Consider the following 20,522-nt stretch of genomic DNA (forward strand, 5'->3'; position numbering starts at 1 on the left):
CCCGCCTCCTTGCGGATATCTCATGCAACCGGCCTACCGCGCCAACTACCACTTGTCAGCCACGACATCACGCCAACAAGGTCAGTAGAGGGGTATTTCCGTATTCGCCAAAGTGATCCCTTTCCTGTGGGGCGCGGGGAGGCGCCGGGCGAAGAAGGAGGCCACGTCGCCGAATCCGAAATCGGCGTCGTGGCCATTGCCTGTCGCGTCTCCGTAGCGCCGCGCGGCAGCGGCGCCCTCGGCAGCCAGGCGACCGCCGTCCAGGAGGTCGTCGGCCTCGAGGTCGCCGCGCCGGGCGGCGTTGATGAATCCGTGGCGGTAGTCGTCGAGCAGGTACAACTCGCTTTCCACGCCCGCAGCGACGAGTGCCGTGTGCAGGTTCCAGCTGTGGCGCCACGAGACCAGGTCATCGGTTGTGCCATGACAGATCTGGAACGGTGGGGCGTCTGGGCGTACATGATGCAGCGGGCTTGCAGCTTCAGCGATCTCCGGTAGCTCGTCGGGTGCACCTCCGAGGAAGCGGTCCGACCAGGACGGACCGCTGAGGCCCGGGAGGGTGGCCAACTTCGGCGGGGGCGCCGACGCCGTCATGTCGGTGGGCCCGTACGCCTCGGCCACCGCGCGTACGGAGACGTCGCCGTGGACGTCGCCTTCGCCCGGGAGTCGCTCCCTGTTGCCCAAGAGGCCGGCCAGGGCTGCCAGATGGCCGCCCGCCGACGCGCCCCAGAGGCCGAGCGCGTCGGGGGCGATGCCCAGGGCCTCGGTCAGGAACATCCCCAGTATCCGAACCGTGCCCCACTGCCCAGCCCAGCTTCGTCGCCGGCCGCTGCTTCTCCGCCACCACGAGCCGGTTCGCCCACTGCTGTGCCCCGTCACGTTGACCGGGTCGGACACGGCGCGGTGACCGGGCCGGTGTTCTGGCTCGTCAGGCGGCTGTGCCGAAGCCGGCCGGTTCCTGTTCGCGGAGCCGGGCGAAGCCGACGTTGGTACGCAGGCGGTTACACCGCCCGGCGCCGCACACATGTCCCTCCGCTGGTCCATGCGGTCCAAACACATGCCCGCCGTCACCGTCCCGCACCGCTGCACACCCGGCCAGGACGCACAGCGGCAATCCGCCGGCAGAACGACTGTCCGGGGAGGAGCCCAACCGGCCGGAGCCGACGGGCAAGCACTGAGCCTTTTCAGCGGTGCCGCTCCAGGGTGAGGATGGCGGCTGCGATTGACGACATTCGGTTCGGGCTGCACCGGGCCTTGCGGAAGATCCGCCAGGACTTCAGTCGTGCGACATCGTTCAACGGGTGCCCGTGCCGCCGACTACGCCTCTTCCATCCTGTTCCCGAGGGTGGTCAGGACCTCGCGGGCTTGGCGTTCGGTGACGCAGTGCACGACTGCGTCGTCCGCATACAGTTCAAACTGGACACCCGGGTATGTCCGGGCCAGCCACATGTCGAACGCGTAGTGCATGAACAGATTCGCCAGCACGGGCGAGGCCGCGGATCCCTGCGGGCCCCGGTCCCGCTTCTGCAAGGTGCCATCGGGCAGTTGAAGCGGCGCTTCCAGCCACCGCTGAACATACAACTTCACCCATACGGCGTCGGCGTGAGCCTCCACAACCTTGACAATGAGGTCCCAGCGGACGGTCGCATGACTGCCCGCTGGGTCCGGACGGCCGTCCGGACCGGATCGCACCCAAGGGCGGCGGACCTCAGCCCCGCCGCCCCGCCACCTGTCCGGCCTTCACGTCGGCCGCGTACCGATCCACGTACTCCTGGCCCGACAGCCGCATAATCGCGTACGTGATCTCGTCAGTGACGGCCCGCAGCACCGTCCTTTGGTGCGCCATCCCCGCAAAGCGCGAGAAGTCCAACGGTTGCCCGAAACGGATCGTGACCGGCAGGAGTCTCGGCAGGACACGTCCCGAAGGCCAGATCTGAAACGTCCCCACCATCGCGCACGGAATCACCGGAACCTGCGCGGCCAGCGCCATTACCGCCACCCCGACCTTGCCCCTGTGCAGCCGGCCGTCGGGGGAACGCGTGCCCTCCGGATAGATCGCGAGCAGTTCTCCCTTCGCCAGTACCCCCAGCCCCTCCCGGATCGCCGCCTGCCCCGCGGCCCTGCCTGACCTGTCCACCGGAATCTGCCCGGCACGTCGGAGAACAAGCGCGGTCAGGCGGCCCCTGAGGCCCGGCGCCGTGAAGTACTCCGCCTTGGCCAGGAACGTGACGCGCCGTTTCAGCACCGCGGGCATGAGGAGAGGGTCCGCGAAGGACAGGTGATTCCCGGCGACGATCGCCGCGCCCTCCGCCGGAACATGCTCGAGCCCCTCGACCCGCGGCCGGAACAGCAGCCGCACCAGCGGCCCCAGAAGGACGTACTTGAGCACGTAATAGAACACGGCGGCCCCCACTGCCGAATCAGGTGTGATTGGCCCGCGCGGCCCTCACCTAAGCCTCCGCCCTCTAGCCTGCCTGGCCTGGTCGAGCACCGTGATGCGGCGGGGCGAGGCTCAGGAGCATGGTCGCGTAATCCCGAAACTTCTTGGTACACGTCTGCCGACAGGTGCCGGGGGCCTCCTTTACGAGGAATATCCTTATCTATCCCTTGTATGTGTTTTTTCGAGTCTACGGTTAGTGATACTTGTGTGTTTCCCTTAGGTCACTTCCATGCCGCAGGACCCGCAGGTGCCTCAGTGGGGCGAGCCCGACCCATCTGCCCCGAAGAAAATGCACCACCTCATCAAGATCCTTCTGGGGATCGGCGCGACGCTCATTCTCGTCATCTATCCGCAGCACTCGGGTCCTCCGACGGAGGCGGTGGAGGCGCCAAGCCGCCGCTGGCCAGCGAGGCCCCCGAGGAGACCTCTCCGCCGAACGAACCGGCCCTTCAGGGGGCAGAGGCGGAAAGGGAGGAGAGCGAGACCGCGCTCCCGAGCGACACCGGGAGTAGGCAACCCGACCGGCCGATCGACGGGGACCAGCTCCCGCCCCGCCGCGCATATGGGCCGATGAACAGGCCGACAACGACAACGAGATGCCCACTGTCCTCGACGGCGACCACCGAGCCGAGTTCCAGGCCCATTACGACGTCTATGTTGTCGAATTGGGCTGACTGACTGATTGGGTGGCCCTTGCTCGCACAACACAACCGCCTGCTTCCGCGACCTCGGCGAGCGGAGGTGTAGTGCTCAGGCATGTGCGCACGGCCTGTCTTCGCTCTGGCGTGCGCCGCGCGTAACCGCGGGGTGCGAGGCCCGGAAGAGAAGCCAAGATCCTTGTTCCACCTGGGGGTTACAGACGAGGAGACGATCGGCGGGGACGCCGAATGCCGCGGTCTCGGCGTTCGCGTGAAACTGCCCAGCCCGCCACACGACTACGTCCCCAGCAAGCTGGACGCCAGGCTGCTGGGGCCACCTGACAGCCGGCAAGCCCTGACCGGGGCTGCAGTCACGGGTGGGGAGGAGCCCCATCGCAGCGCCACGCCGGTAGGGGCGCCCCTGACGGCGGCCCCGGTCCCGAAGAGGGCGGCCTCAGCACCGCCACCGGCCTTCAGCCGCCGACGATGGAGGTCTGCCTCTCCTGCATCGGGTTCTCGTCGGCGTACCGCACCAGGTCGAGGAAGCGTGTGTCGCCGACCGCCGCCAGCATCTCCTTACTGGTGACCGGGGCGGAGACCGTGACGGCCTCGTCCGGGCTGACGGTGAGTGAGACTTCGCTGTTTCCGTAGGAGAAAGAGACCAGGGTGCCGGTGGTCTCCGCCGAGTCGACGAACAAGCGGTAAGAGGTCGCCTTGATACCGCCGGGCAGAGTGGCCTCCTCACAGCTGCCGCCCTTGAGGGCGCCGGGTTCGCTGGGGCAGGACTTTGGGCCGGAGTCGCTGCCGGACGGCCGTACGGAGAAGATGACGGGGAACACCTTGCCGTCCGCGTTCTCGCCCTGGTAGCGCCGCACTTCGAGGTCGACCGGCCGGATCAGACCGACCTTGTCCGGCAGCAGGTCGTCGAGAAGGACAGCCGCCTGCTGCTGGAATTTCTGCTGCCGCTCCCGCTCGGCGGGCGACAGGTCGGCCATGGTCTGTTCCTCCTCGTTCGTGGGTTCGACGTGTACCGGCGTCCGGTACGGCTCCGGCTCCTCGACCTGGTCGAGCGACTCGCTCGGCTTGGGGGTGCTGCTCGCGGCGGGACGGACCGTCCTGCCACCGTCGCCCTCGGCCGGCAGCGTCACGGCGCCGAACACCACCGCCCCGGCCACACACGCGGCTCCGGCGGCGATCGTGAGACGGGCACGCGCCCTGCGGCGCCGGCCCTGGGTGACCGCGGGGGGCACCAGGTCGTGTGCCGGCGGCAGTTCCGCCACCGTACGTTCCATCGCATCCCTGACCAGCAGGGCGTTCCGGCGGTCGTCTTCGGGCATGTTGTCTCCCATGGCGGTTCCTCAGCTGCCTGTGGTGTAGATGTGGGCCTCGCCCAGTTGAGTGCGCAGCTTCGTCAGGGAGCGTGAGCACTGGCTCTTGACCGTGGACTCGCTGCACTTCAGAAGTTCGGCGACGGACTCGACGCTCATGTCCTCCCAGTACCGCAGTACGACCATGGCGCGGGCCCTGGGCGGCAGCCCGGCCAGAGCCGACAGCAGGGTCACCCGCAGGTCGGCGTGCTCGGGCGTGGGCCGGGGGTCGGGGCGGGAGTGCGCCAGCAGATCACGCAGCCGACGCCGCCGCTCGGCCAGGTAGGTGCGGGTGAGCACGGTCCTGGCATAGGCCTCGATGTGGTCGGCGGCGCTCGCCCGCCGCCAGTATTGGAACAGCTTGGCGAGCGTGGTCTGCGTCAGGTCCCGGGCCGCGTCCGGGTCCCCGCACAGTAGGTACGCGGTCCAGTACAGCCGTCTCTGGCTCGCCCGGGCGAAGGCCTCGAAGCTCTCGGGTCTCTGGGAGCCCTCCCGCTCTTCGGAGCCCCGGCTGTTCTCCGGCATCTGCTCTCCTCTCCGGGCCCTGTCATGGAGCCCTGTCCTGTCACCCCTCTTCAGAGCGCTGCCGCACCTTAAAGGTTGAAACGGAATTCACCTCCGCCGAGGCACGTCTCCGGCCCCACACCCCGTGGGCGGTGTCCGCCCAACAGGGGTCACAATGGGCCTCTGTCGCCCTGCGGACGGTGATCCGCTCCACTGGCTCCAGCAATCGGCAGCAGCCGGCCGCGTGTAGCACCTGGTCGTTTGGGCGGACCTCTTCGGCTGCCTTGCGCTCCCGCACGTCCAGAGGCATGTCAGGAGAGATTTCGCCCACCGGCAAGCGCTCCGGCCCCGGCTCGTCGCCCGAGCTGCGAGCCTCTCATGCGGACCAGGACCGGGTGGTGGATGTGCTGCGTATCGCGGCGGGGGACGGCCTGCTGACCGCGGACGAGTTGGACGAGCGCCTGGAAGCTGCCCTGTCGGCGCGGACTCTGAGCGCACTGACTGCGCTCACCTGACCTGCCGTCCGTATCGGCCTCGGGCAGGCTGGCCACGGCCACCGGAATACCTCGGACGTCCCGGATTGTACGCAGTTGCGCCGTATGTGGGGGAGGAATCGTCGATCAGTCAGAATTGATCGGGATGGACTAAACTTGCCACTCCGGCGGGTGTCTTTCGGTTTATCTTCTTACGCGACATGGCAGATAAATTTTCAGGAAAGCGAGCGTTGTCACCTCTGGTCCGGGCTTCCGGGCGCACACGCGCCGGCGCTCGATCGCGCCGCGGGACGGCACCTTGGAATGTCAATGGCCCTCTGCCCAGCGGGCGTAGCCCATCTGGTCGGGGAGCGCGATGACGGACAAGTCCAGCCCGTCCCTCTGCTCGCCCGTCCGCAGCAGTGGCTCGATCACGTACCGGGTGGGCCAGCGCTCGATCCTGATGACACTGCCCACCCTGTCCGGGTCGAACTCGCCGGAGGAAAGCGGCGTCATCCCCATGACCAGGTCGCCGGGTTGGGGCTGGTCCATGCGGTCGCGCAGCTGGGCCACTACCGGGGCCGGGGCGCCGAGGTGGGTGGCCGCCCACAGTGCGCGGCCCAGGTGCGCGATGTGCTCCATGACGTCTTCGGCGCCGGGTGTTTCCGGCACAGTCTTGCTCACGCGTCTCCTCCGTGCGGAGTGCCCGCCGATATGAGCAGCCGGGCAGGAGAGCCGACGGGTGGGGGAGGGCGACGGGGCCGGTCGCAGCCTACACAGGTGGAACGCGGCGGGGAGCCGATACCGTCACGGCGGCCCTGGAGTGACGCGGCCGACGTGTGCCTGCCGGGTCCCGGTGATGGTTGAGTTCGGCGTCGCCGGCTGGCGATAGCGTCCCGCAGCCAGGCCCGGTGTGACACCGTCTGCGCTCTTCGCGCTGTACGGGGTGGATCGGTCACAGGGTCTCGGGAGTACACGCCACCCCTGGTGGGCGGATACTCGTGCAGGGGCAGGCAGGCGCGATCCCCCCGTCGTCTGCCTGCCCGCGTGACCTTGGCGTGGACACCCTCATGACCGGTTCGGCGGGGCAGCGCGGAGATGACCGTGTGGCACAGGAGAGTTGGGGCGAGCGTGCGAATGACGACCCGTGGACCTTGCTCGGGAGGGTGCGATGGCGCATTCCCCCGATGAGGCGGACCTCGCGCGCTGGCGTGAGAGTCGCAGTTGTCAATGGGCGGAGCGGGCCTGCGACGTCGCGCGCGGCTTCCTGTGGGCGTGCTCTCCGGGAAGTGAGGGCCGCAATGACGCGGTGCTGCTGGTGGTGTCCGAGCTGGTGACGAATGCGATCCGGCATGCCGGGGGTCTGACTGACTTCCGCCTGGATCCGGGCGAGGGCTGCGTCATCGTGACGGTGGCCGACGCCAGTCAGCGCGTTCCGCAGGAGTGGGATCTGGACGTGCAGAGGCCTGGCGGGGTGGGCTGGCAGCTCGTACGAGAACTCGCTTCGCAGGTGCATGTCGAGATTGTCCCCGGGGGCAAGACGATCCAGGCGATCGTGCCTCTGTCTGAGTAGTGAAGCCGCCACCGTGGAGGGCGGGTGGTTGGCACGGTCCGGCCGAGGGCGGCAGCCTCTCATCGGGTATCGCCTAATGCTGCGATCCTGGCCGGACGCGTCTGTCACTTCGATGCTGGTGGAGGGATCCAGGGCACCGCGCGCAACCTTCACTGACTTGCCCTGGAGGTCCGGCATCTTCCCGCCTGCCTTGGTGGGCTCCTTTTGGTCCTTCGCCGGGCACGTCTCGTCAAGCTTGACAGCCCCGAGATCAATTTCGGTGTCTATCGGTCGTCGGCCTGGCCTCGGCGTCTGGAAGCAGACCTTCCACTCCCGGTCGAGTACCTAGTTCCGGCCACGGCCGAGCGAGTCATGCGATGTGGGCACGGAGAAGCCAGCGGTTTGCGCGGCGTCCTGTGCGCTCTGCAACCCGTTGCCGACAAGGTTGGGCAGCTCCGCCGTTCTCGCCTCTTCGGTGGGAGCTGGCGTCGTTGGCGCCGTGGTTTCAGTCTTCGGCGGGGTGTCCTTGGAGTCGTCCCCGCACGCGGTGAGCGGCCCGTACGGGCCGGAACGGCGGGATGCGCGGTGACACGGGAGCGAGCGCCCGCCGCCGGACTGGGAGCAGGCCCTGATGTCAGCAGGGCCCCGGCGTTCTCCCCTGGATGTCTGGTTCGCGCGAGCCGCACGCGAGGAGCTTGCCGCGTTCGCTCTGCTCCTCACCCACTACCCCCACGCCCCGCCGGATCGATGGCCGGTGCGGAGAGCCGCGAGCGAAAGCGATTCGCCTTGCCGAACATTTCCATGACAGCGCAATGCCCCCTCGCGCGACTTCGGTCGTGGGGACCTGTTTCGCTTCATGGGTCCCGAGGCCGTTCGACGAGGGCCCTGTCAGGCGGGCGCACCCGCGGGCGGCTGCTGGCTGGCGCAGTACCGGCACTTGGTCGCCGCCTCGGGGATGTCCTCGGCCATACAGGCCGGGCAGGTCTTCACCGGCCGAGGCTCACCGAAGACGGTGACGCCACGGCGCGCCTCGGAGTGCTTGTAGGGCACAACGATCAGGAAGTACACGACGGCCATGAAGATGAGGAAGTAGATCAGCGCCGAGATGAACTGCCCGATGTCTTGAATCCTGCCCGGTGCCCCGTGGACACTCCGTCGCAGCGCATCGACCGCGTGCTGACCGCGTTCGGCATCGCGTTCCACGACACCAGGACACTCCCGCCCTCGGCAGGTCTCAGCTCACCCCGAGGTGGGGAGCTCCTCAGGCGGCCGGCTCTGGCGGCCCGGACATCGACCTGAAGGAGTGCCGGAACCCGGGGCCAGACGGGCAAGGGGCCCCTTTCGTCTCTCCTCGTTGAGGCGGGCCCTGGACGCTGTCAGCAGCGACGGGTCTGGTACGGCACGGGGGAGGGCGCCGGTTCGGGCGGTGTCGGGCACCGGCGCAAGGCGACGAGGAAGGTCAGCACGATTCCGCCTGCCGCGACGAGGAGTGCGGTGCTGATCCCGTCGGCGGTGGCGATTCGAAGCTGTTCACCGGAGAGGCCATCGAGGCCGGCAGTCGCTACCAGGACGAGGATGGCGAGTCCGACAGCGGCGCCCGCGCCTGAGCCGGTGGAGGCAATGCCGGAGGCGATGCCTTGTTGTCGGTCGGAGATTCCGGTGGCGGCGGCGATGAACATGGTGGTGAAGACCACCCCGTCGCCGATGCCGAGCGCCACCAGGCCGGGGATGAGTTCGATGTAGGTGCCGTTCGGCGAGATCGCGAGGCCGAGTGCGAGCGCACCGAGCGCACCGACGGCGAGGGCTGCGGCCAACGTGCGCCTGAGACCGAACCGCGTCACCAGCGAGCCTGCGATTGTCGAACCGGCCACCACCACTGCCGTGGGGATGAGGAAGCCGGCGCCGGTCTGCAAAGCGTCGTAGCCCAGAATCTCCTGGAAGTAGATGGACAGGAAGTAGAGCACGGAGCCGAAGGTCGCCATGAACATGAACGCGATGACGACGCCGGTGATCAGGTTCGGGTTGGACAGCAGCCGGGGTGGCATGAGCGGATCGTCGCTGCGCCGCTCAATGATGACGAAAGCTCCCATCAGGAGCAGGCCCGCCGCCGCGCTCACCAAGATGCCCGGCGAAAGCCAGCCCCATCCGGGGCCTTGCACGAGGGCGAACACGATGAATGTGACGCCGAGACTCACGCTGAGCGCACCGGGTAGGTCGAACGTGCGGCCTTTCTCGCGTTCACCGTCCCGGGGGATCACTACGAAGGCAAGCAGCAGCGCAGGGCCGGCCAGGGCCACGTTGACGAGGAAGACCGCTTCCCAGCCGAACGCCTGCGTCAGAAGACCGCCGAGCAGCACACCGATGACGAGACCTGCCGCACCGGCTCCTCCCCAGATGCCCAGTGCGCGGTTGCGGGCGCGGCCTTCGACGAAGGTGGTGTTGATGAGTGCCAGGGTGGTGGGGAAGACGAGGGCTCCGCCGAGACCTTGGAATGCGCGGGCGGCAAGGAGCATTCCGGGGCCGGTCGCGAGTGCTCCCGCGAGCGCTGTCGCGGCATAGAGTGCGAGGCCGGTGGGCAGGATGCGGCGTCGTCCGAGCAGGTCGGCGGCACGCCCGCCGAACAGCAGGAAGCCGGCCGAGGCTACTGCATAGGCGCTGATCACCGATTGGAGCGTCTGCGCGGAATAGCCAAGGTCGCGTGCGATGTCGGGCAGTGCCACGACCACGATGTACTGGTCGAGCGACACGATCAGCATGGCGAAGGACGGGAGCGCCAGCGTCGCTGTCTCACGGTTCCAACCGAGGCCGCCGGGCGCAGATGATGTTTCTCTGGGTCGCACGGCAGCACTCCTGATGATCGGTCAAGTCTGCGCTTACGGCCTACCAGGAGGTCTGATTCGGGGCGGGCGGGCCTCGCCGAGAAGGACGGTTGCCACGTCCGTATATAACTCGCACTCAGTCCCGTCAACGACCCACGCTCGTCAGACGGCGCTCGCGCGCCCCGCTCGTCGAGGCCATCTCACTTGGCACGTCCGCGGGTAGCAGATAGGGGGCGAGCTGTAGCGATGCTGACGAAGGGAAGGAATCAGCCGCCGTTGGGGCCGCCGAAGAGGCCGCGTCGCCGTTGCCCGCGCATGGGGGGATAGCATCGCTGCCGCCGTCGCTTGTGAGGTCGCGCACCGCATCGCGCGGAAAAACATAACGGGGGGGTGGCGCGCAGATCCATTGTTGGGATGCGGCTTGGGAGTGATCGCGGTAGCCCGAACGATGGGAGCACGCTGTTTTCGAAGCGGGTCATGGCGCAGATCCGGTCGCCGGTGATCCGGCCCGGGCTGCGCGCGGCAGCCGGACGGGCCGCAGCTGACGACGGCGCCGTCCTCCTCCGCCCGTCTGCGGAATGCCCCTGCCGGTGTTGACTGCCCGGGGCCGGACGGAATCGCGAGCCGGGGGCGGCCCAGGACGCCGAGGACGAGCGGATTCCACCGGGTGGCCTCGGCCGGCGGACGACTCCGCGTCCAGGGCAGCACCACGGGCATCCACCGCGTGTTCCATGCCGTGATCGGCGGCGTCGCGGTAGCGTCCGACCGTGCCGACATCACGGCAGGGGCTGCGCGGATGACGGTGGGTGAGCGTTCGAGATGAGCGGGTGCGGGGACGCTGTTTCGCTGGTGTGGCCCGCTCTTCCCCCGTCACCCAAGGAGTGATCATGAGCGTTGCAGGCGAGTCCGGTGGTCGTGCTCAGGAGATGCGTCAGAAGGCGCGGGAGATGGAACAGGCCGCTGAGCGTGCCACTGACCCGGATGAGCGTCAGCGGCTGAAGGACAAGGCCCGCCAGCTCAAGGAGCAGAGCGAGCAGCAAGGCGGCACGGGCAGCAGGGGCACCGACCCCATGGTGTAACAGCCCCACCTGCACCGGCCGGTGGCTGCCCCGCGACCTTCCGCGCGCGAGGCCACCGGCCGGTCATTTGTGTCCGCGCCACCGCCTGCAGTGCTCCGTCATGTTGCGCACGATCTTTAGTGCGTCGTCGGCGCCGCTAGTTGCTGCCCCGCCTCCCAGCCTCCGAGACCGAGGTGGGCCGACCCGGCCTTCGCCATCCTGGGCCGGCCCACCCTGTCTTCGTACGCCCGCCAGACGACGCGGCAAAGGCGCCACGACGCACTTGCCGCCGCAGCATCCGGTTGCCGCGGTGCGGCGGATCGCCCGGCCGCCCCTGCCCGGGAACCCGCATCACACACAGTGCCCCGGGCCGCCCGTCCCGGTCCCGAGGTCGAGGACTCCGCCCACCAGGTGGGCCTGCGCTTGGCCGCCGTCGGCTGTGGGAACGCGGCCCCACAGCTCGATGGTGCGGTGGCCGCCGCCGGTCTCCGGGATGCGCAGGCACTGGTCCAGGACACGGCCGTCCCGGATCACGGCGCGGGCGGCGGCCCGGAAGGCGGGGCGGTCCGCCGGGTGCACCCGGGCCGCCAGCGTGGACGCCCGCCCGTCGTACTCGTCCGGGGACAGCCCGAAGATCGCACACACCGTGGCATCCGCAGCCAGGGCTCCGGTGCCCATGTCCCAGTCGAACAGACCCATCCGTACTGCGGAGGCGGCGGGAGTCGGGACTTCCAGCGGATCGCCCGTCAGGTCTGTGCCCTACGCGCGCAGCCGGGCCAGCATCACGCCCAGGTGGCGCGTGTGGTGCGCAGGTGCCGCCGCTGCGCCTTGGACAGCCCCTCACCGCCGGGCCGGGCCGCCCACACCACGGCCATCGCCCCCCCCGGTCTCCTGCCCGGCCGCAACCGGCACCGAGGCTGAGCCGAACGGGTAGGGCAGGCCACGGCGAGCTGGGGAAAGCGCCGCACGGTCTCCCCGGCGTCGGCCAGATGGACTGTCCGCCCGGTGCGGAACGCCTCCGCCACCGGAATCGGGCTGCTGGCCGGGATCCGCCGCCAGTCGCCGGGCAGCGAGGGCGGCATCCCGGCCGCCGCGGCCAGCGTCAGCGTGCTGCCATCATCGGAGGCCAGGAACACGCTCCCGGCATGCGCCCCGGTCACCTCGACCGCCTTCAGCACGGCATCAACCAGCGCGTCGTCACGCTCCGCCGCCCTTTCGGAGCTCGTCGTACCGAGAGGGTGCGCACCCAACCTGCTGCCGGTGGACGACATGCTGACCCCGATCACCGTACGGATGGCGCCGCGGGCACATCTGAAGCGTTTGCCTCATTCTCGTACGAAATGGGGTGAGGTGGAACCCCGGGCCGGGTTCCGCCCCATCGCACATGCCGGCTGACGACTCGGCGACGAGAGCGCGGCAGACTCGGCGGGTTCGATGGACGGCCCATGGTATGTCCCCGGGTCCAGGAGGCAGCCCGTCACCTGATGCCGTCGCCTGCCGATCGACGATGCACGGCCGTGCGCGGTTCCCCTCTTCGGGGAATCCGCTCACTGAGCGCCTCCGAACACATACCCTCGGTGGCAGGGGTGCATGTGACACATCAGCAACAGCCGTCTCTGCCCGAGCCGCGGACACCGCGGCAGCAGGGACAACATGGTCGGCAGGAACAATCCCGACAGCGGGGACCCGAGCAACAGCGGTCCATGGAGCCGGAACCAGGTCGGCCACCACCGGGGCAGCTAGACCCGGCGTCTGATCCACAGCCGCAATCGGCGTCGGATGGCGAAGGGGAGGACGAACGGCGGGGCTTCCTCCCGTGGGTGAGGAGAACCTTCACGTCGACCAACCTCGTCGTACCGCTTGTTCTGCTTCTGCTGGGCACGGTTTTCCAGTCTGCGATCACCGACGGGTACGACAGGGCGAAGAGCCTGTTCAAGGACGAGGAACCGCCCCTGTACGTTTCCCCCTCACGGGAGCCGCGAACGCTCGACTCCCCGGAGCCGAGCGCCAGTACGCTCGATCCTGTCCAAAGTGGCAAGGAGGCGCCCTCGCCGGGCCCCTCGGCCACCGGGGCCGCGACGGTGGCCGGGGACGGCGGCAATCGGCAACCGGCGGCCCGAGAACCGGACATCGCCCAGGGGAGATATGCCGACGGCTGCCCGTGGGACTTCTGGGTCGTACGGACTCCTCCGAGTGAGCTGACGGTGCCGCCGGTGGTGAACGGCTCTCCCCGCCTGTCGTACAAGGACGCGGCCGATCCCGACGAGACCCGTCTGCGCCTCAGTATCCAGCCGCGCGACAGCAGACCGCTTGTGGTCGAGAAGGTGTGGATCAAGATCGTCGACCGGAAGCCCGTGCCCGGCGCACGGCAGGCGTCGCTGGTCGCCCTGCGAGGCTGCCCCGCGCACATCCCTCCCCTTGAGGTGAAGGGCCAAGCCAGCCTGGACGGCGGAGGCGACTCCGTCCCCGTCCAGACCACCGGCAGCCAGGTGTTTCCGCAGGAGCTGAGGGGTGCGCAGACATTCCATGTCGCGCTGACCGTCGAGACCCGCACGTGCGACTGCACCTGGGTCCCGGTCGTCGAATGGACGCTGAACGGCCAGACCCGCCAGACCCCGGTCAGGAGCGACGGGGCGGAGTTCCGCACCATCCCCTCCCAGGGGTACTGGCGGTACACCTGGAAGCCGCGCTGGGTGAAGGGCGAGAACGGCGCGATGACCAAGGAATGGGAGAAGGCGCCCTACGCGGCGGAGGCGACGGGCGGCTGAGTCGGCGTACGCCGCTGACTCCACCAGCAGCTGCCGCTGAGGGGCAGGCTCTTCAGTACGTCCACCTTGTAGCCGTCCGTCGCGGTACGACTCGACCAAGTAGACGGCTGCGGCGGGGAGTTCGACGGGTGGCAGGTCGCGGAGTCGCGCTGGCCCGGATGCGCTCGGACCGCGTCCTGCGCAGAGCTGACCCGCCCCGGCAGCCCCACACCCCCGGGCCGCCCGCCCCGGCGCGGCAGCGAGTTCGTCTTCGGGCAGCCCGACACCTGGGGCACCCGGACGCGGCCGACACCAGTGTGCCGGGGGCCAAGGAGCGTGGAGGGGCGCGCTCATGCATATATCTGCCCCTGAACGTGCCCCGCGCTCACTCTATGTAGCGAACTGCGTGTCCGGTGTCTGGTCCGCCCGGTCCGCGCGGGTTGCACTGGGGCGTGAATCGAGCGGTGCTGTGCTGACGCCGAAGCGCCGGGGTGCGCCTCTCCCCGTCCCGCGGTGTCGGCACGTGGCCGCAGGTGACGGCTGCGGAAGGGAAGGTGCGATGGCACTGATGTGGATGCGGTCAAGTGCCTCGAAGTGGCTTGCCGCCGCTTCGCAGGATCCCCGGGCATGCAGGCGCGAGTGGCGACTCGGCCTCAGGGGGGTCGCGCTGCTTCCTGCGGGACGCCGGTGGGATGTTGTGATCGTTCCGGAAGAGCTGGGGCTGCGCGTCGCTGACATCCTGGAGGACCTGCCGCTGCTGAGGCCCGGGCCCGTCTTGTGGGATGTCCGGCGGTATCAGGTGGGCTTCTTCGTGCCGCCGGGCACGGCGTCCCGGTGCGTCTGCACGGGGCTGCGCTGCGCGGGCAAGGACGCGTGGATCACAGCTCCGGCGCCACACCGTCGCCGGGGCTCACTATGCTGGCTGATCTCCCCGGATGGTGTCGGCACCTTGAACCGGCCCGAGGTCCTGGCGCTGACGCTGAAGCGCGCAGCGGGGAACTCGGTGCTTGGGCTGAGCGGGTGATGACGACGGTGTTGCTGTTGCCATAGTCCTTGATCACGCGTTGACAGGGCATGCATCCTCGCAGTGACGCTGTGCCGACGCCGGCCCTGCTCGGGGCTTACTGGTTCCCGCCCGAGCGGGATGCCCCGGATGCCGTCGTCACCCGCGACGGTGGCTGGAGTCGGGCCGTGATGGTCATCTGCTCAGCGGCAACGGTTGCCGCCGTGGTGGTGCTGGCCGTCGCGGGCCGACTCTCCTGAGGGCTTCGTCCCCCGGATGCGGGTGGTGTCGGCCGGGGCGGGGTGAATAGGCCGGTTCGGGTTCGGTGACAGTGCCGCGGTTCACCAGGCGCTTCAACTTGCACCCGGGCACCTGGGGCCGACCGGCGGTAACGAGTGACCGGGCCAGAAGTTGCGCGACAGGCAAGGGGCGAGCGAGGAAACCGCACGTTGGGGTGATGCCCTGTCGGATTTTCGCACGATCGACATCCGTGAGGCCATGATCTGCGGGTCGAGGTCGTCGGCGGACACGCTGTACCGAGCACGGCAGCGCCGACGGCTCCAAGTCTCTGTGGGGGTTTCTCAGTTGCACACGAATGTCTTCAGCATGCCCGCACGCCCAGCCGCTCTCCTGAGCCTCTCGGCTCTGATGATCGGCGGCGCACTGGCCGCCGGCCCGGCCTATGCCGTACCCGCGGACGAACACTCCGGCTCCACCGGCAAGGCGACCGCCGTCGCGGCGCGCGCCGACCTCGGCGTCTTGGTGGAGGGCGTCGGCGACGTTCCGGTGAAAAAGGCGCTCAGCGACCTGAGCGCGCCCGGGGACGCACAGCAGACGCTGCTCACCGCCGAGGTGAACGGTGCGAACAAGGGACAGCCCACAACGCTGGTCAAGGCCTCGGTCGCGCATTCCAGCGTCAAAGCGGACGCGCACCGGTCGGTGGGCGACGTCAAGCTCGTCGGCGTACGGGCCTACGCACCGGGCCTGCCCGCCAACCCGCTGCTGACCGCCGACCTTCTGACGGCCACGGCCTCCTGCGAGACGGGCAAGAAGCCGACCGCGAAGGCCGCGCTGGCGGACAACGTGAGCGTCCTGGGCAAGCCGGTCCCTGTGAACGGGCCCGGTGACCAGCACGTCGAGGTGCCAGGCGTCGGCACCGTCGACCTCGTCCTGCAGAACGCGACCACGACGGACAGCACGGGGGCGGCCACCGTGCTTCGGCTGAAGTACACAGTGACTCCGGCCAAGTTGGGCGTGGTGAAGGCATCCGGAGAGATCGTGCTCGCCGAGGCCACCTGCGCGACGCCGGACGGCTCCGGCGTCGCCCAGGATGGTTCGGACGGTGACGGTGCGAACGATGACGGATCCGGCAGTGGCGTGGCCGACGGCGGCTCGTCCGACGACCAGTCTTCCTCCGAGTCCACCGGTTCGAAGGGTGCCGAGGGCGCCGAGAACGCTGACGCCGCGGGCAATCAGCCCAACACCCAGACCGGCGACGACGGCTTGAGCCTTGCTGAGACCGGCGGCAACTCCGCCACACCCGTCATCGCCGGCGTGGGCGGGGCGCTCCTCCTCGGCGGCGCCGCGGCCGTGTACCTGATGCGTCGCCGCCGCACCACTCAGAACAACTGACGCGCCACCGGTCGCGGGCGGCGCTCCCACCCGGGGCCGGGGCCGGACCTCGTTGAAGCCCATCGCCGCCCGGACCTGCGGCTGCGATGGGCTTCGGCCTGCGGGGGAGGCTAGAGACGGCACCATGATCCACACTACCTTCCGTGGCGGAGCGGACTCGTTCTCCCGCCGCGCGACCTGCGCGCGGCGTTGAAGGTGCTCCCCGGCGTTTCCCTGGCGAGGCCCGTACTGCTCGAAGCAGGCCGATCTCACGGGCCACGGGGTCACACTGGACGTACAGCGCCCGCGAAGAAGTGATCACCATGACCAGCGACGAAGAACTCGCGTTCGCAGAAGAAATCGATGCCGACTTGGCGAAGATTCTCGCCGATCTTCGCGACTACTGCGAGACCATCCCTCCCGAGGAGGCTCTCGATCTGATCGACAAGTGCAAGATGGTCGTGTCCGTATGCCGCGATCTCTGGCGGCTGGAGGACAACCCACCTGATCTGTAAAGAGCGCCGGATTCCGTCACTACACAGCGTCATGTGGCCTCAGACCCAAGATCCGGGGGGTCACACTGGACGTACCGCAACCAAAGAAGAATGACCACCATGAACACCTGCGTGCCCGTAGCGAGCTGCCGCAGACGCCCACCCCTCCGACCGAGGAGCAACTCGACGAGGCCGAAGACGCCACCACCGAGTTCCTGGCGGTCTTCCTGAAGGGCATGCACGGCATCCACTCGAAAGGCGGTCGAGGCGGCCCTCGCAGGGCTGATCCGAGATCATCTGGCGCGACGAAAAGCCCCCCACTCCCCGGTGTCCGAAGGGACAAAGGAGCAGGGGGACAAGGAAGACACGGAGAGTGTGCGCCAAATCCCCGTTGATCCGCTGCGCACTTCCCGTTGCGATGACGATCAAGGGAAACTCACCGGGCCTTCCTGCGCAGTAACGCGAGGGGGCCCGGGCAGTCACGGTCGCCGCTCCGGCACGTTGACGAACAACAGTCAGGCGAAACCCTGGGTGGAAGCCCTCCTTCATCGGCTTTGAGGAGATTCGGGACGGTATCCACCGATGGGGGGAGGCGTTCAGGGGCGGCATGGCCATATTCCGTGGGCGAACGTCGGGTGGGTCCACCGCCGGTTACCTGCGCTGTGAAAGGCCCGGTGAGGTCCCCTTGATCGGTCAGAGCACCTGGCCCCGATCACGGGAAGCAGTGTGCAGCCGACGGGGAATTGGTGCACACCCCGCGTCTTCCTGCCTCTCTGCTCCCACCCCCTCGGACACACCGGGGAGCAGCGCCTTCCTCACGCCTGATTGCTCCTTGTGCCGCCGATCGTCGACCACGAGCGGCAGGTCGGCCTAGCCGAAGACGAAGGCGAGCACGACCAGCAGTGCAACCAGGGCGAACGTCTCCCAACGCATCGAGCGGCGCAGGACATTCAGCCGAAGAACACCTCGAACTCGTCGTACAGTGACGGATCGACCAGCTTGGTCTTCGCTGTGGCATCGGCGAGGGGGAGGCGGACGATCCGGGTGCCCTGCAGGGCGACCATGACGCCGAAGTCGCCGTCCTTGACCGCGTCGATGGCGTGCAGTCCGAAGCGCGTGGCCAGCCACCGGTCGAAAGCACTCGGGGTGCCGCCGCGCTGGATGTGGCCCAGAACCGTGGTGCGGGCGTCCGTGCTGGTGCGGTCCGAGATCTCCTGGGCCAGCCATTCGCCGATGCCGGACAGTCGTACATGGCCGTATTCGTCCAGCGTCTGGTCCTTGAGGATCACCCGTCCCTCTTTGGGGATGGCCCCTTCGGCGGCCACCACGATCGGCGCGTAGTTGATCTTGAATCGGCTCTTCACCTGTTCACAGACCTGATCGATGTCGAACGGCCGCTCCGGGATGAGGATCACGTTGGCGCCGCCGGCGATGCCGGCGTGCAGGGCGATCCACCCGGAGTGCCGCCCCATCACCTCCACGACCAGGGTGCGCATGTGCGACTCGGCAGTGGTGTGGAGGCGGTCGATGGCCTCGGTCGCGATGCCCACGGCGGTGTCGAAGCCGAAGGTGTAGTCCGTGCCGGAGACGTCGTTGTCGATGGTCTTCGGCACGCCGACCAGTTGGATCCCCTGTCGGCTCAGCTCGGTGGCCACACCGAGCGTGTCCTCGCCGCCGATCACGACGAGCGCGTCCACGTCGTGCGTGGCGAGAGTGTCCCGTACGCGCCGCGCCCCGTCCTCGTGCTTGAAGGGGTTGGTACGGGAGGAGCCGAGGATGGTCCCGCCGCGGGGGAGAATCCCTCGCACGCTGGGGATGTCCAGCGGTATGACATGACCCTGGAGCAAACCGAGCCAGCCGTCCCGCACACCGACGAAGTCGAAGGCGTATTCCTGCACGCCTTTGCGGACGACGCTGCGGATCACGGCGTTGAGGCCGGGACAGTCACCGCCGCCGGTTAGTACTCCGACCTTCATGGGCTTCCTCCCATCCGCTGGTCACCCCGTCTGGTCGCGGCCTTCTCGGCGATCGAATAACGCTGTCGGGGTATATGGATCGCCTCGTTCCAGCCTCCCTCCGTTCGATCCGCAGTGGCTACTCGACGGGCACAGGAGCCAGGCGGCTCGCTCGTGGGGACTCTGTCCGGCCTTCGGGTCGGCCTGGAGCCCGCTGGACAGCTGCGGGCCCTGCTGGAGGGCGGATGAATGGCAGTGCCCCAGCGACCGTCCTCCTGGAGGCGGTGACCCGCGTCCGCGGCCCCGATGCGGGTCACTGCCGTGGTGTACCAGCTGTGGCATCTGTTTCGGAGTGGAGGTGTGACTCATGTGCCGACGACCGACTGGCGATGTCCCAGGGTGGGTGGACGGTTCGGCGACACCCAAGGGCGGACAGCGGAGAACGTGCCGGTGCGGGCCGAAGTGGTGAGCGTCCCCAGGGACTGCGCCCCTGCCGACGCGGCCGAAATCATCGACTGGCTGCGTGACGGCGGTGCTCCTTCGCCCTCCGCCAGCGCCCTCGTGCGCGGTCAGCCGGACGCCGCCTAGATCCTCCGGGGCTGGATCGATGTCCTGCACGCAGAAAAGCACGTTCCACTCCGTCATCACGGAGGCGGCGTGCGAGCGGGCGCTCAGCTGCAGTGCGATGGGCAGTCCGCCGAGTGACTGCCCGCGAGGGTGCTTCGCCGAACCGTGGGCCCGGTGAGTGCACCCGTACCGAGCAGGCCTGCGGACTGCTCGGCTGCGAGTCACCCCGTCTCGCTCACGCAATGATCGTGTGGAAGAAGAGGACAGCCGCAGTGAATGCGGCCCCGCCCGTGAGGATGCCGCTGGCAACGACTCCACCGGCCCATACGGTCAGGATGCCCGCACCGAGTCCGCTGAGCACGCCGAGCAGCAGGATGATGGCCGTTCGCAGGCTGAGTCATCGCCGATTCCCAGTGGTCTCTTCGACCGGCGTGTAAGCCATGGTGCCGGTCGGTGCGGGTGCCGGCCACAGCGGCCGACTCTGGACGCGGCGGCTACCTCGTCCCGTTTGCCGGTTCGAGCCGGGCCACGTCGATTTCCACCCGGACGTCGTCGGCCAGCCGCAGCGCGCCGAGGAATGCGGTGTAGGGCTTGATTCCCCAGGTGGACTGCGTGACGGTCGCCCAGCCGCGCAGGAGTCCGTCGCCATTGCCCTTCCCGTGGACCGTCACCGGGTGGGTTCGGCCCTTGATGCTGAGCTCTCCGGTGATCTCGAAGGACTGGGGCGTCCCGGTGATACGCGTGGAACGGAAGGTGATCGTGGGGTGCTCCGCGGCGTGCAGCAGGGCCTTGTCGGCCAGGGTCCGTTTGATTTCGGCCCGGTCGGCGTCGGTAAGGGGCTTCAGCCCGCCCGTGGCTTCGCGGACCTCCAACGAGCCCGTCTCGACCGTCACATTCACCCATGACTTGTCGGGGTCGCCGACGACCACCACCGCCTCGCCGGACCATCGGGCGGCCTCGATGGTGAGGTCGTGCCCCGCCCTGCGGCCCAGTCCCGCGCGACCGGTCTTGATCAAGAGGCGGCCGATCGACGGCCCGAACCTGTACGTTCCGTCTGTCAGCGTCACAACGCCCGAGCGTAAGGGGCGGAAACAGTCGGGCGGTCGAGGCGGCCCGGTCGGCGTGTCCCACATTTCCTGCACTGAGCCGACTCCGGGGCGCAGTCGGCCGCCCCGGGCTGGCGGAGGCGCGGCGGGCGCACCGTGCTACTGACACCTCAGCACCGCCCGAACCACCCTCTACCCCTGGGGCACCCACGGTGGCGGCAGGGGAATCGGGTCGGCTCGCGCAGAGTTCC

General features: G+C 68.7%; 19 protein-coding genes and 3 pseudogenes. 9 read left to right on the plus strand and 13 right to left on the minus strand.

The genetic code is table 11. The annotated features are described in order from the left end of the window. Window positions 1-81: 81 nt before the first annotated feature. The 6 genes and pseudogenes from GAS53_RS49395 to GAS53_RS49415 all read right to left on the minus strand — a co-directional run bounded on the left by GAS53_RS49395 (window position 82) and on the right by GAS53_RS49415 (window position 4,967). The gene (locus GAS53_RS49395; protein ID WP_192583640.1) at window positions 82-774 is read right to left on the minus strand and encodes an alpha/beta hydrolase; all 693 of its coding nucleotides are present in this window, start codon (window positions 772-774) and stop codon (window positions 82-84) included. Window positions 775-1,181: 407 nt separating this feature from the next. Beyond that, window positions 1,182-1,314, minus strand: a pseudogene (locus GAS53_RS57880) (IS5/IS1182 family transposase); the annotation flags it as partial. Further along, entirely contained in the window at window positions 1,315-1,689 is a 375-nt protein-coding gene (locus tag GAS53_RS57885) for a reverse transcriptase domain-containing protein (protein WP_151484353.1), read from the minus strand. It abuts the pseudogene before it with no gap. A gap of 16 nt (window positions 1,690-1,705) precedes the next feature. Further along, window positions 1,706-2,398 carry a lysophospholipid acyltransferase family protein gene (locus tag GAS53_RS49405; protein WP_151484370.1) on the minus strand — a complete coding sequence of 231 codons (693 nt, stop codon included), beginning with the start codon at window positions 2,396-2,398 and terminating at the stop codon, window positions 1,706-1,708. Between the two features lie 1,150 nt (window positions 2,399-3,548). Further along, window positions 3,549-4,424 (minus strand): hypothetical protein, encoded by an 876-nt coding sequence (locus GAS53_RS49410; protein ID WP_151484354.1) that lies wholly within the window; start codon window positions 4,422-4,424, stop codon window positions 3,549-3,551. A 9-nt stretch (window positions 4,425-4,433) separates the two neighbouring features. Next, complete coding sequence (locus tag GAS53_RS49415) at window positions 4,434-4,967, minus strand: SigE family RNA polymerase sigma factor (protein ID WP_151484355.1); 534 nt, start codon at window positions 4,965-4,967, stop codon at window positions 4,434-4,436. A gap of 287 nt (window positions 4,968-5,254) precedes the next feature. On the opposite strand from GAS53_RS49415, the pseudogene GAS53_RS49420 reads away from it, so the two are divergent. Beyond that, window positions 5,255-5,458: pseudogene (locus GAS53_RS49420) on the plus strand (DUF1707 SHOCT-like domain-containing protein); the annotation flags it as partial. 288 nt (window positions 5,459-5,746) lie between these two features. Here GAS53_RS49420 and GAS53_RS49425 read toward each other — a convergent pair. Continuing rightward, a complete protein-coding gene (locus GAS53_RS49425) occupies window positions 5,747-6,103 on the minus strand; it encodes a hypothetical protein (RefSeq protein WP_151484357.1) in 357 nt (118 codons plus the stop codon). Between the two features lie 487 nt (window positions 6,104-6,590). Here GAS53_RS49425 and GAS53_RS49430 point away from each other — a divergent pair, with 487 nt between their 5' ends. Beyond that, window positions 6,591-6,992: an ATP-binding protein gene (locus tag GAS53_RS49430; protein WP_151484358.1), complete on the plus strand. Its 402-nt coding sequence runs from the start codon at window positions 6,591-6,593 to the stop codon at window positions 6,990-6,992. A gap of 867 nt (window positions 6,993-7,859) precedes the next feature. Here GAS53_RS49430 and GAS53_RS49435 read toward each other — a convergent pair. Both GAS53_RS49435 and GAS53_RS49440 read right to left on the minus strand, forming a co-directional pair. Beyond that, a pseudogene (locus GAS53_RS49435) lies at window positions 7,860-8,093 on the minus strand (MscL family protein); the annotation flags it as partial. Window positions 8,094-8,347: 254 nt separating this feature from the next. Next, window positions 8,348-9,727, minus strand: coding sequence for an MFS transporter (locus GAS53_RS49440; protein ID WP_151484359.1), 1,380 nt, complete (start codon window positions 9,725-9,727; stop codon window positions 8,348-8,350). A 950-nt stretch (window positions 9,728-10,677) separates the two neighbouring features. Here GAS53_RS49440 and GAS53_RS49445 point away from each other — a divergent pair. Beyond that, window positions 10,678-10,869, plus strand: a complete 192-nt coding sequence (locus GAS53_RS49445; protein ID WP_151484360.1) for a DUF6381 family protein — start codon at window positions 10,678-10,680, stop codon at window positions 10,867-10,869. A gap of 330 nt (window positions 10,870-11,199) precedes the next feature. On the opposite strand, the gene GAS53_RS57305 is transcribed toward GAS53_RS49445, so the two are convergent. Both GAS53_RS57305 and GAS53_RS57310 read right to left on the minus strand, forming a co-directional pair. Then, on the minus strand, window positions 11,200-11,547 hold the full coding sequence (locus tag GAS53_RS57305; RefSeq protein ID WP_225859602.1) for a PAS domain-containing protein: 348 nt from the start codon (window positions 11,545-11,547) through the stop codon (window positions 11,200-11,202). An 83-nt stretch (window positions 11,548-11,630) separates the two neighbouring features. Then, window positions 11,631-12,119, minus strand: coding sequence for a GAF domain-containing protein (locus GAS53_RS57310; protein WP_225859603.1), 489 nt, complete (start codon window positions 12,117-12,119; stop codon window positions 11,631-11,633). Between the two features lie 549 nt (window positions 12,120-12,668). On the opposite strand from GAS53_RS57310, the gene GAS53_RS49455 reads away from it, so the two are divergent. The 5 genes from GAS53_RS49455 to GAS53_RS49475 all read left to right on the plus strand — a co-directional run bounded on the left by GAS53_RS49455 (window position 12,669) and on the right by GAS53_RS49475 (window position 16,724). Next, window positions 12,669-13,616: a hypothetical protein gene (locus GAS53_RS49455; protein ID WP_151484361.1), complete on the plus strand. Its 948-nt coding sequence runs from the start codon at window positions 12,669-12,671 to the stop codon at window positions 13,614-13,616. 676 nt (window positions 13,617-14,292) lie between these two features. Next, entirely contained in the window at window positions 14,293-14,619 is a 327-nt protein-coding gene (locus tag GAS53_RS49465) for a hypothetical protein (protein ID WP_318724356.1), read from the plus strand. 71 nt (window positions 14,620-14,690) lie between these two features. Beyond that, window positions 14,691-14,858, plus strand: a complete 168-nt coding sequence (locus GAS53_RS55780; protein WP_192583641.1) for a hypothetical protein — start codon at window positions 14,691-14,693, stop codon at window positions 14,856-14,858. A 346-nt stretch (window positions 14,859-15,204) separates the two neighbouring features. Then, a complete protein-coding gene (locus GAS53_RS49470) occupies window positions 15,205-16,230 on the plus strand; it encodes an SCO1860 family LAETG-anchored protein (protein ID WP_192583642.1) in 1,026 nt (341 codons plus the stop codon). 302 nt (window positions 16,231-16,532) lie between these two features. Then, window positions 16,533-16,724, plus strand: coding sequence for a hypothetical protein (locus tag GAS53_RS49475; protein WP_151484363.1), 192 nt, complete (start codon window positions 16,533-16,535; stop codon window positions 16,722-16,724). Between the two features lie 929 nt (window positions 16,725-17,653). Here the strand turns inward: GAS53_RS49475 and GAS53_RS49480 are convergent. Then, on the minus strand, window positions 17,654-18,679 hold the full coding sequence (locus GAS53_RS49480) for a 6-phosphofructokinase (protein ID WP_151484364.1): 1,026 nt from the start codon (window positions 18,677-18,679) through the stop codon (window positions 17,654-17,656). Between the two features lie 348 nt (window positions 18,680-19,027). On the opposite strand from GAS53_RS49480, the gene GAS53_RS55785 reads away from it, so the two are divergent. Beyond that, entirely contained in the window at window positions 19,028-19,246 is a 219-nt protein-coding gene (locus GAS53_RS55785; protein ID WP_192583643.1) for a hypothetical protein, read from the plus strand. Window positions 19,247-19,719: 473 nt separating this feature from the next. On the opposite strand, the gene GAS53_RS49490 is transcribed toward GAS53_RS55785, so the two are convergent. Beyond that, window positions 19,720-20,292: a YceI family protein gene (locus tag GAS53_RS49490; protein ID WP_225859604.1), complete on the minus strand. Its 573-nt coding sequence runs from the start codon at window positions 20,290-20,292 to the stop codon at window positions 19,720-19,722. Between the last annotated feature and the right edge of the window lie 230 nt (window positions 20,293-20,522).

Source organism: Streptomyces albicerus (genome assembly GCF_008905045.1).
GTDB lineage: Bacteria > Actinomycetota > Actinomycetes > Streptomycetales > Streptomycetaceae > Streptomyces > Streptomyces albicerus.

Bases quoted from the DNA above. Each gene is read 5' to 3' on its own strand.
- GAS53_RS49395 (WP_192583640.1), bottom strand. From the start codon at position 774: ATGTTCCTGACCGAGGCCCTGGGCATCGCCCCCGACGCGCTCGGCCTC.
- GAS53_RS49410 (WP_151484354.1), bottom strand. From the start codon at position 4,424: ATGGGAGACAACATGCCCGAAGACGACCGCCGGAACGCCCTGCTGGTC.
- GAS53_RS49415 (WP_151484355.1), bottom strand. From the start codon at position 4,967: ATGCCGGAGAACAGCCGGGGCTCCGAAGAGCGGGAGGGCTCCCAGAGA.
- GAS53_RS49430 (WP_151484358.1), top strand. From the start codon at position 6,591: ATGGCGCATTCCCCCGATGAGGCGGACCTCGCGCGCTGGCGTGAGAGT.
- GAS53_RS49440 (WP_151484359.1), bottom strand. From the start codon at position 9,727: ATGCTGATCGTGTCGCTCGACCAGTACATCGTGGTCGTGGCACTGCCC.
- GAS53_RS49445 (WP_151484360.1), top strand. From the start codon at position 10,678: ATGAGCGTTGCAGGCGAGTCCGGTGGTCGTGCTCAGGAGATGCGTCAG.
- GAS53_RS57305 (WP_225859602.1), bottom strand. From the start codon at position 11,547: ATGGGTCTGTTCGACTGGGACATGGGCACCGGAGCCCTGGCTGCGGAT.
- GAS53_RS57310 (WP_225859603.1), bottom strand. From the start codon at position 12,119: ATGTCGTCCACCGGCAGCAGGTTGGGTGCGCACCCTCTCGGTACGACG.
- GAS53_RS49470 (WP_192583642.1), top strand. From the start codon at position 15,205: ATGCCCGCACGCCCAGCCGCTCTCCTGAGCCTCTCGGCTCTGATGATC.
- GAS53_RS49475 (WP_151484363.1), top strand. From the start codon at position 16,533: ATGACCAGCGACGAAGAACTCGCGTTCGCAGAAGAAATCGATGCCGAC.
- GAS53_RS49480 (WP_151484364.1), bottom strand. From the start codon at position 18,679: ATGAAGGTCGGAGTACTAACCGGCGGCGGTGACTGTCCCGGCCTCAAC.